Annotated in this window: 3 protein-coding genes; all 3 read right to left on the reverse strand. The window is 64.4% G+C overall.

The features are described from left to right. Window positions 1-156 precede the first annotated feature (156 nt). Window positions 157-1,158 (reverse strand): YihY/virulence factor BrkB family protein, encoded by a 1,002-nt coding sequence (locus EN925_RS28535; RefSeq protein ID WP_127384659.1) that lies wholly within the window; start codon window positions 1,156-1,158, stop codon window positions 157-159. An 81-nt stretch (window positions 1,159-1,239) separates the two neighbouring features. After that, the gene (locus EN925_RS28540; RefSeq protein WP_027163049.1) at window positions 1,240-1,962 is read right to left on the reverse strand and encodes a response regulator transcription factor; all 723 of its coding nucleotides are present in this window, start codon (window positions 1,960-1,962) and stop codon (window positions 1,240-1,242) included. Further along, window positions 1,962-3,242 (reverse strand): histidine kinase, encoded by a 1,281-nt coding sequence (locus EN925_RS28545; RefSeq protein ID WP_013528922.1) that lies wholly within the window; start codon window positions 3,240-3,242, stop codon window positions 1,962-1,964. Before EN925_RS28545 ends, EN925_RS28540 begins: the two co-directional genes overlap by 1 nt. Between the last annotated feature and the right edge of the window lie 193 nt (window positions 3,243-3,435).

The raw sequence follows: 3,435 nt of genomic DNA on the forward strand, positions 1-3,435 counted from the left end.
GTGACGAACGGCATGAGCGCTTCCCGATACAGTCTTCTTGTTGGGGCAGAGCGTAGGCGCGGTCCCGACGAGCCGATACGGGTCAAAGCGCACGGGCGACTGTGCATTTGCACAGTCGCCCGTGCCTATCGAGCGTAGAATACCGGCGACGTCAGATCAGGGCCGGCGAACACTCCGCAAAAGCGCGGTCAAGGTTGCGCTCGCGCACGCCACCGCCACGAGCACGACAACGCCGGCAGAGTTGGATTTTTGCCCTGTGCGAAATGAGTCGTGCTGCGCGGGCAAAGGGCCGTGAACCAACCTCTTCAGATCGGACCGGCTGCCGTGGCGAACGGAATAGGCGCGCGTGAACTCGGCGCCGAGGAGGAAAATCTCCGACGAGTAGTAAACCCAGAGCAATATCACGAGCAGTCCGCCGGCGGCGCCATACGACGACGCAATCGCGCTGGTGCCGATATACCAGCCGATAAGCGATTTTCCCAATGTGAACAGGGCCGCGGTCCCGACAGCGCCGATTGCCACATCGCGCCATTCCAGGGTTCGATCGGGCAAAACCTTGTAAATGGCGGCAAACATCACGGCGATAAGCGCAAACGAAACGACGCCGTTAATCCCGCTGAGTATGATCGTTCCAAACGGCAGGTGGGCGTTGATGAAAGCGCCCAGTGCCGAAATCGCAGCGCTTGCGATGAGAGAGACCAGCAACAGGAACCCGAGTGCGGCCACCAACCCCAGACTGGCGGCCCGCGCCCTCACCAGACGCGACAGGGAATTGCCTTGCGGTTCGATCTTCCAGATTGTGTTCAACGACTGCTGCATTTCGCCGAAGACGCCAGACGCGGCCACCAGCAAGGTGACCAGCCCTATGATCGCGGCCCAGGTGCCGTACAGCCTGCCGGATGCACTTTCCAGCGCAGTCTTGAGGAGATCGGCGCTTTCCGGTCCCATCAGCCCTGATATCTGCGCGGACAAGGCCAATTGTGCGGCATCGTGGCCGAAGACGAGACCAGCAATCGCAACCACGATCAGCAAGATCGGCGCCAGCGAGGTGGCGGCATAAAAGGCCATCGCCGCACCATGGCTGAGCGCATTGTCGTCGATGAAACCGACGACGCTTTCGCGCACCAAGTGCCATGAATCTGCAAATGAGGGTCGCACTTCGGATCCGCAGGCGTTGAGTTGGCGTTCACTAGCAATGCGCCGGACCTTCTGATGTTCCGGCTTGTGGCCGCCGCTGTTTCAGTGCTCCGCCAGCCAGGCGTCGAGCCGGTCCTGTTCGCGGCGCAGTGCGTCGATGTTGATCAGGCCACGCGCCATGGCGAGATAGATCGCCCGCGTCCGCGAGTTGAACACGGAAGCATCGCCGGTGCCGTCCTCCGCCGGCACGATGCCGAGCTTGTCGTAGCAGTGCTTGATGCGGCTCTGCGCACCACGGATCGACAGGCCGCGCCGTGCCGCGATCGCCCGGTCGGTCAGGCCGAGCGCGATATCGATCAGGCTTTCATATTCGCCGTCGGTGATGCCCTCGAACTTGTCCTGAACGCGATGCTGGATGCCGCGGATCTCGCGGTCGATGATGCAGTGGCCTTCGCGGAAAACCCCGCGCAGGGCGGACCGCATGCCTTCCTCCGTCGCCGATTTCAGCACATAGCCGTAGACAGAGCCGGGAGGGACGATGCGCGCCACGCCGCGCACATAGGCTTCGTCGGCAAAATTCGACCAGAACAGGATGTGCGTGCCGGCGCGGCGGTTCCAGATCGCCCTGGCAACTTCGATTCCCGTCGCCTTCGGCATCTGCAAATCGAGCACGACATGCAGTGGCTCGCGCTCAGTCGCCAGGTTGATGGCGTCCTCGCCGTCACTCGCTTCGATCACCTCGACGTCACCGGGCCACAATTGCTCCACCGTTCGCCGCGCGAAGCTACGGTGCAGCCCGTCATTCTCGGCGATCATCACAAGCATCACATGGCCTCCGATACGGCGAGTTCGCCAGGCATTGTTGCAGCCGCCGCCAGTTCCCGTGATGGCTGGCGGTCGATCTCGACGACGACACGGGTGCCGCCGTTCTTGCGGCCGGCCTGGCCGATGCGCAGCCGCGCCCCGATAAGGGCTGCCCGCGTGTGCATATGGCCGATGCCGCCATACGCGGCCGGGTCAACGGCGCCGCAGCCCTGGCCGTCATCCGTGACGATCACCCGCAGCACGCTCGCGGTCGACGCCAGCAGCACGTCGATGCGGTGCGGCGCGGCATGGCGAACGGCATTGTTGATCGCTTCCTGCACGATCCGGTAGAGCGCGGTCCGCACTGGCTCCGACAGGCTGTCGGCGCCGCCGTCGCTGGTGTCGGCGATGCGCACGGCGATCGGCGGCTTGGCCCTGGCGACGCTGCGGTTGAGATGCGCCTCGACCGCATCGCGCAGGCCGAACAGTTCAAGCACGCTCGGCCGCATGTCGTCGACGATGTGGCGCAGTTCCGTCAGGCAGCCGGCGACCTCCTTCTCGAGATCGGCAAGCTGTGCTGCCCGCGCCACGCCCTGGCCGCGAAGTGCCGAGAGCTGGCGCGCGATCCGGGCGAGATCGGCAAGCGTCTGGTCGTGCAGGTCCATGGCCATGCGCCGGCGTTCGCGCTCCATGCCTTCGGTCAATTGCGAGGCGCCGACGCGCAGCAGCTCGACGCGATTTCGCGCCTCGCTCTCGGCCAGCATAGCGCGGCGCGCCTCCTCGGTCTGGATCAGCGCGAAGATGTAGGGCGCGATCAGGTCGGCGCATTGTTGCGCGACCGCGACATCGGCAAGCGTGTAGCAGTCGACCTCGTGCCGGCTGATGTTGAGCGCGCCGATGATGCCGCCGCGCGCCCTGAGCGGCACGACGATGCGGCTGCGCAGCCTGGCGGCGAAGATCGGACCATCGATAGCGGTGGCGAAATGGAACCGCTCGTCGCTCAGCGCGTCGTCGGCGAGCAGATAGGGGACTTCGCCCCACAGCACCGAGCGGATCGGGCTGACTTCGGTCGGCAGCGGATGCTGGGCAAGCTCGCTCCAGCTGGTGTGGAAGCCGGCTTCGTAACAGGCGTGCCGGCGCCCATCATGCGACAGCACCGCCAGATCCATGTGGTCGTGCGGGATGAGCGAACCGATCTCGATGGCTGTCGCGCGGAACGCCGTGCCGGGATCGATATGGCCGGCAAGCGCCCGCGATATCGCCAGCAGCCGGTCGATCAGGACCAGGGACACTTCCGCCATTGCTTTCACGATCCTCCCGTGCCGGGAAATAGTGGACGCATGCCGCCGCCGCTGTCAACGACGGTGCCTTTGGTCATAGGAATTTTTTCTTGACTCGGTGACCTCAGCTATGGTACATTTTCGTCTATGGTGCTGATTTGCGCCGGTGACCCGCCGCACTGGCGGGGTTTTTATTTGTTTCTCCGTCAGCGGC

The sequence above is a fragment of the Mesorhizobium sp. M7A.F.Ca.US.006.04.2.1 genome (genome assembly GCF_004022915.1).
Lineage (GTDB): Bacteria > Pseudomonadota > Alphaproteobacteria > Rhizobiales > Rhizobiaceae > Mesorhizobium > Mesorhizobium ciceri.

Coding starts and splice junctions, on each gene's coding strand:
- EN925_RS28540 (WP_027163049.1), bottom strand. CDS start 1,962: ATGCTTGTGATGATCGCCGAGAATGACGGGCTGCACCGTAGCTTCGCG.
- EN925_RS28545 (WP_013528922.1), bottom strand. CDS start 3,242: ATGGCGGAAGTGTCCCTGGTCCTGATCGACCGGCTGCTGGCGATATCG.